Genomic DNA, 6,702 nt, shown 5'->3' with positions numbered 1-6,702 from the left:
AACTTCTATTGACGTTCTTTTACCACAAAATATACTATTTTGGAGATGTTTATTATGTGCAATGGCAGCAACAAGCAGATTACGATGCATATATTAACCATCGAGATATTTCTCTAGTAATGCAAATTACAGGATTCTTAGCTCCAGATTCCCATCTCTACGAAATTTTCATGAGTGAACCTGCTGATAGTCAAATGCAAATCACAGCTGGTAAGGGTCAGTTGATCAATTTTGGAATCTTTAAATTAAAAAATCCTGCTCATCAACTTCGTTTTCTGGAGTTCACCGCAGAAGCAATCCGACAAATATCAGGACAATCTGGATTAATTACAACTCACTTTCATAGATCGCTCGATGGCGCTCGTGCTATTAATTATGGGTTGTGGAGTTCTCAACAAGAATACGCCAAAATGAATGCTAATCCGCCGATGGCTGAACCATTATTGCAAATGCGATCGCTTGCAAATAACGAGTTTCAAATGTCGTTGTATGAGATAGTGTTTACTGAAACATCTGTCTAAATTAATGCAATTAAACCCCATCCATATTGAGAATTGGAATTTGCGATCGCCTGTAAGTTGGTGAAAAATCATCTGCACAAATTTTTTTCATTCAATTAATTCTCGAACCTATACCCCCTATTTTTTTCGAGATGTGATGAAATACTAATTAAATATTATTCTTTGTAGTTGAGTACATTATTAATTAATACAAATCAAAGCATTTTTCCGAATGAGATAACATGTAGCTGAACAAAAATTAGTATGACTGGTGAAATGTAGAGACTTAGCAATGCTACGTCTCTACGCCAACCATCCTGAATTTTGGGGGTAGCTTGCAGGAGGAAATAATGCACACAACCTTTGCAACCATTGATGGGAATGAGGCTGTAGCCCGTGTTGCTTATCGTTTAAGTGAAGTCATAGCCATTTATCCCATCACTCCCTCTTCAGCGATGGGTGAATGGGCTGATGCTTGGTCAGCGTCAAATCGCCGTAATTTGTGGGATACTGTTCCCAGTATAGTTGAGATGCAGAGTGAAGGTGGAGCAGCTGCGGCTGTACATGGGGCGCTACAAACAGGTTCTTTAACTACCACATTCACCTCGTCCCAGGGATTATTGTTGATGATCCCTAATTTGTACAAAATTGCTGGAGAATTAACTAGTGCAGTGATTCATGTTGCTGCTCGTTCTTTAGCTACCCATGCTTTATCGATTTTTGGCGATCACAGCGATGTGATGGCAGCCCGTGGTACTGGGTTTGCGTTGCTGTGTTCTTCGTCTGTGCAGGAAGCTCATGATTTTGCGCTGATTGCTCAAGCTGCAACTTTGGCGGCGCGAGTGCCGTTTATGCACTTTTTTGATGGTTTTCGGACTTCCCATGAAATTCAGAAAGTCCAGTTACTAGAAGATGATGATTTGCGATCGCTCATTGATGAAGAATTCATTTTAGCCCATCGCACCCGTGCTTTAACTCCAGATCACCCTGTATTACGGGGAACCGCCCAAAACCCCGATGTTTATTTCCAAGCCCGCGAACGTGCTAACCCCTACTACAATGCTTGTGCAGAAATAGTCCAGCAAGTCATGGACAAATTTGGGGAACGCACGGGACGACATTACCAAATTTACGAATATTATGGTGCAGGCGATGCTGATCGCGTGATTGTCCTCATGGGTTCTGGTTGTGAAACAGTCCATGAAACAGTAGATTATCTTAATACCCGTGGTGAAAAAGTCGGTGTTGTCAAAGTCAGATTATATCGCCCTTTTGATGTTCAAAGATTTATTCAAGTATTACCAAAAACCACAAAAGCGATCGCAGTTCTAGATCGCAGTAAAGAACCAGGTTCAGCCGGGGAACCGTTGTATCTTGATGTTGTCACTGCTATTCATGAAGGAATAAGGAGACAAGAGGGACAAGGAAGTAATTTTTCTCCCCACACTCCCCACACTCCCCACACTCCCTACACCCCAACAATTATCGGTGGTCGCTATGGTCTTTCTTCTAAAGAGTTTACCCCGGCAATGGTACAGGCTATTTTTGATAATCTTGCCCAATCACAACCGCAAAATCACTTTACTATTGGTATTAATGACGATATTAATCATACTTCCCTAAGTTTTGACTCCAATTTTTCAACTGAACCAAACCACGTTGTTAGAGCCATGTTTTATGGCTTGGGTTCTGATGGGACGGTGGGTGCAAATAAAAACTCAATCAAAATTATTGGTGAAGAAACCGACAACTACGCCCAAGGTTATTTTGTTTACGATTCCAAGAAATCTGGCTCGATGACAGTTTCTCACCTGCGTTTTGGTCCGAAGCCAATTCGCTCTACTTATCTTATTGGTAAAGCGAATTTTATTGGTTGCCATCAATGGGTATTTTTAGATCGAGTAGATATGCTGAAAGATGCCATATCTGGGGCAACTTTTTTACTGAATAGTCCTTATGATGCTGATACTGTCTGGGAAAATTTACCAGCGAAAGTACAGCAGCAAATTATTAGCAAACAACTAAAATTTTACGTTATCAATGCGACTCAAGTCGCCCGTGATAGTGGCATGGGTGGACGCATTAATACTATTATGCAAGTATGCTTCTTTGCCTTAGCAGGAGTTTTACCCCAAGAAGAAGCGATCGCCAAAATCAAGCAAGCTATTGAAAAGACATATGGTAAAAAAGGTGCGGAAGTTGTCCGCATGAATCTGCAAGCGGTAGATCAGACGCTAGAAAACTTGCAGAAAGTCGATGTTCCACAACAGGTAGAAATCCAAAATATAGAATCTAAAATCCAAAATCTTGAAAGTGCGCCTGAGTTTGTGCGAGAAGTCTTAGGCAAAATTATGAGGTGGGAAGGGGATGATTTACCTGTAAGTGCTTTACCTGCTGATGGAACTTTTCCCACAGGTACTTCTCAATGGGAAAAACGCAATGTCGCACTAGAAATTCCGGTTTGGGAAGCTGATGTCTGTGTACAATGCAGCAAGTGTGTGATGGTTTGTCCCCATGCCGCAATTCGCAGTAAGATTTATGCACAAAGTGAATTAACAAATGCTCCGCTAACATTTAAGTCTATCAATGCCAAAGATAAAGACTTTGCGGGACAGAAATTTACGATTCAAATAGCACCAGAAGATTGTACGGGATGCGGTATCTGTGTTGAAATTTGTCCTGCGAAAAATAAATTGCAGCCAGAAACTAAAGCAATTAATCTCAAACCGCAGCTACCTTTACGTGAGCAAGAACGGGAAAACTGGAATTTCTTTTTAAATTTACCAAATCCTGACCGACGCCAACTAAAATTAAACCAAATTCGCCAACAACAACTGCAAGAACCATTGTTTGAATTTTCGGGTGCTTGTGCTGGTTGTGGCGAGACACCTTATTTGAAACTACTGACACAATTATTTGGCGATCGCGCGATGATCGCCAACGCTACTGGTTGTTCTTCGATTTACGGTGGTAATCTCCCAACAACTCCTTGGACTAAAAATTCTGAAGGTAGAGGCCCAGCATGGTCTAATAGTTTATTTGAAGATAACGCCGAATTTGGTTTTGGTTTTCGCTTATCTTTGGATAAACATGCTGAATATGCTGCGGAACTATTGCAGAAATTAGGGATTGAGGATCAGGGATTCTCCAGAGGAGACGCTACGCGTAGACCCGCAAGCGGCTTGTCACAGAGTATGGGAATCGGGTTAATTTCTCAGGATTTGGTTCAATCTCTTCTCAATGCACCTCAACAAACCGAAGCAGATATCTATGAGCAAAGACAAAGAGTAGAATTGCTCAAACAGCGATTAGATGAAATACTCAATTCTCAATCCAACTCCAATCTAAAATCCAAAATCCAAAATCTAAAATTGTTGGCTGATTATCTTGTCAAAAAGAGTGTCTGGATTGTTGGTGGTGACGGTTGGGCTTATGATATTGACTTTGGTGGATTAGATCATGTGCTGGCCAGTGGTCGGAATGTGAATATCCTAGTCATGGATACAGAAGTATATTCCAACACAGGTGGACAATCTTCTAAAGCAACTCCACGAGCTGCGATCGCGAAATTTGCCGCTAGTGGTAAGCCTGCTGCCAAGAAAGATTTAGGATTAATGGCAATGAGCTACGGTAATGTCTACGTAGCGAGTGTAGCGTTAGGCGCTAAAGATGATCAAACACTGAAAGCATTTTTAGAAGCCGAAGCCTACAATGGCCCATCACTGATTATTGCTTACAGTCATTGCATAGCACACGGCATTAATATGACCACAGCCATGAATAACCAAAAAGCTTTGGTAGAATCAGGTCGTTGGTTGCTCTATCGCTATAACCCAGAGTTGCGAGAACAGGGTAAAAATCCTTTGCAATTGGATATGCGATCGCCCAAACAATCACTAGAAACATCAATGTATCAAGAGAATCGCTTCAAAATGCTTGTCAAGAGTAAACCCGAACTTGCTCAACGTCTGCTACAACAAGCGCAAGCAGAAGTAGACGCACGTTGGCAATTGTATGAGTATTTGGCAGCACAATAATATGAATTAATTTGCCAGTTGTATCCGCAGAACTTGTCGGAGATCTGGCTTTCTCAAGTTTCACAACTCCTACACGGATTGCTATATTTTTGGTAGCTGACACAATCATCTAAAAGCTAAGACATGGGAAAGCGTACTTAAAGTTTTAAAATACTTGTAGATAAATTTTAAACAAGTAGTGTATTTTTTGTAATGACTAGCTCTACAGATATTGCTACCTTAGCTCGCTTAATGGCAGCAGACTTTAGCAATCAAGAACAAGCTTTTGAAAATCCACCTTTTTACGCTCATATACGTGTGTGTATGCGTCCCCTTCCCTTGGAAGTGCTATCAGGGGTAAGTTTTTTTGTTGAGCAAGCTTATGATTACATGCTTAATGATCCTTATCGGATGCGAGTATTAAAGTTGCTGAGTGCAGAAGATCACATTGTGATCGAAAACTACACCGTTAAACAAGAAGAAAGATTCTACGGTGCATCTCGTAACGTCGAACGCCTAAAAACAATAACCACCGATGATTTGGAAAAATTACCAGGCTGCAACATGATTGTAGAATGGATTGGCAATGGCTTCAAAGGCAGGGTAGAGCCAGGAAAAACCTGTATTGTCTTTCGTAAAGGTTACAAAACTTACCTTGATAGCGAGTTTGAGATTAACGAAGAAAAATTTATTAGCCTTGATCGGGGACGTGATCCAGAAACTGATGAACATATTTGGGGATCTGTCGCTGGCCCGTTTTACTTTGTTCGTTGGCAAAGTTTCGCTGATGAAGTAAAAATTTAGGCTTTATTCATCCTCAAAAAATTTATGATTTTGGGGGTGCAATTCTCTATTAAATTTTGGTATGATGGAAACCTGTAAATGTGGCGGCATAGCCAAGTGGTAAGGCAGAGGTCTGCAAAACCTCCATCCCCCGGTTCAAATCCGGGTGCCGCCTTTAATAAAATCAAGTATTTCAGGGCTTGGAAGCCCTTTTTTGTTGGACGTAAAAGGTCTGGTTTTCCAAGCCTTAAGAGATTTTTGGGGTTATTTTGGGTAGTTTGGATAAAGAACTGGGGTAAAACTGGGGTAAAAATGTAAGGTAAAGGTTTTTACCCCAATCAGCATTTCTGGGGTAAAAACTGGGGTAAAGTGGAAGGGATAAAGGTCTTTACCCCAGTTCTTTAGAAGCAAGATATGTTGCTTCTACAGGTGGCGCACCAATTGAAAGAATCAAGCAATATATAAAATCTCAAGAAGTACCAAACGAATAATTGGAAATTGCTCAAATCCTCTCTGCACTGTTTGAACTACGTACCCTACGGGAAGCAAGCTACAAATACGCTTGAGAGGTTTTCACAATTTCCCGCTATTCATCCCCACCCTCAGCGTAGCAGGGTGGGGATGAATAGCGTAATGTTAAATTATTAAACCCTGGCAAGAGTTACAGTTTGAGGTTGATCCTGATACTTTCCAAAGCGATCAGCGTAAGTTGTTTGACATGGCTCTCCTTCAAAGAAGAGAAGTTGCAGGACACCTTCATTAGCATAAATTCGACAGTCCGCACTAGAGGCATTACTAAATTCTAAGGTTAAGTAGCCTTCCCATGAGGCTTCGGCAGGTGTTATGTTCGCAATAATCCCACAACGTGCCATCGTAGATTTTCCAATACAAATAACTGTAATGTTAGGAGGAATACGCAATCGCTCCAACGAGACACCCAATGCATATGAATTTGCTGGAATGATGAAAAAAGACCCATCTTCATCAGTTTGTAGTGGAATACGTTCCAAGTTATCAGGGTTAAACCGTTTAGGATTAACGACCGTACCTGGAATGTGTCTAAAAACACGAAAATCTGTTGGAGCTAGTCTCAAGTCGTATCCGTAGCTGGACAACCCATAGCTAATAACTCGTCTATCATCTATTTGGCGGACTAGAGAACTTTCAAAGGGAGCAATCATCCCCAATTTAGCTTGTTCAATAATCCATTTATCGTTTTTCAACATGCTTGACCTATGCTGTAAGAATCGAACTTTAAGAATATAGCAATTACTGTTTCTTCAAAAGGTCAACCATCTTTAATTAAAATTTGATCTCACCTACTTGCTAATCTCTGGTTGGTGTTACTAAATAAACATCTCCAAAATAGTATATTTTGTGGTAAAAGAACGTCAATAGAAGTT

The 6,702-nt window shown here is 40.8% G+C and carries 4 protein-coding genes and 1 tRNA gene; 4 read left to right on the top strand and 1 reads right to left on the bottom strand.

What is annotated here, in order from left to right; translation table 11 throughout:
- The 4 genes from AC5JMK_RS11245 to AC5JMK_RS11230 all read left to right on the top strand — a co-directional run.
- Nucleotides 1-521, top strand: a 521-nt coding sequence (locus AC5JMK_RS11245; protein WP_495910094.1) for a hypothetical protein, incomplete at its 5' end; no start/stop codon positions are given.
- Nucleotides 522-850: 329 nt separating this feature from the next.
- Nucleotides 851-4,537 (top strand): pyruvate:ferredoxin (flavodoxin) oxidoreductase, encoded by a 3,687-nt coding sequence (gene nifJ, locus AC5JMK_RS11240; RefSeq protein WP_495910093.1) that lies wholly within the window; start codon nucleotides 851-853, stop codon nucleotides 4,535-4,537.
- Between the two features lie 192 nt (nucleotides 4,538-4,729).
- A complete protein-coding gene (locus AC5JMK_RS11235) occupies nucleotides 4,730-5,320 on the top strand; it encodes a chromophore lyase CpcT/CpeT (protein WP_096677582.1) in 591 nt (196 codons plus the stop codon).
- 82 nt (nucleotides 5,321-5,402) lie between these two features.
- Nucleotides 5,403-5,474: transfer RNA gene (locus tag AC5JMK_RS11230), tRNA-Cys, on the top strand.
- Nucleotides 5,475-5,943: 469 nt separating this feature from the next.
- Here the strand turns inward: AC5JMK_RS11230 and dcd are convergent.
- The gene (dcd, locus tag AC5JMK_RS11225) at nucleotides 5,944-6,525 is read right to left on the bottom strand and encodes a dCTP deaminase (protein ID WP_096677583.1); all 582 of its coding nucleotides are present in this window, start codon (nucleotides 6,523-6,525) and stop codon (nucleotides 5,944-5,946) included.
- Nucleotides 6,526-6,702: the final 177 nt, after the last annotated feature.

The sequence above is a fragment of the Pelatocladus sp. genome, from assembly GCF_059505505.1.
The sequence above is the reverse complement of the archived record's forward strand: the minus strand, read 5'-3'. Positions and strand labels throughout refer to the sequence as shown.

Coding starts and splice junctions, on each gene's coding strand:
- nifJ (WP_495910093.1), top strand. CDS start 851: ATGCACACAACCTTTGCAACCATTGATGGGAATGAGGCTGTAGCCCGT.
- AC5JMK_RS11235 (WP_096677582.1), top strand. CDS start 4,730: ATGACTAGCTCTACAGATATTGCTACCTTAGCTCGCTTAATGGCAGCA.
- dcd (WP_096677583.1), bottom strand. CDS start 6,525: ATGTTGAAAAACGATAAATGGATTATTGAACAAGCTAAATTGGGGATG.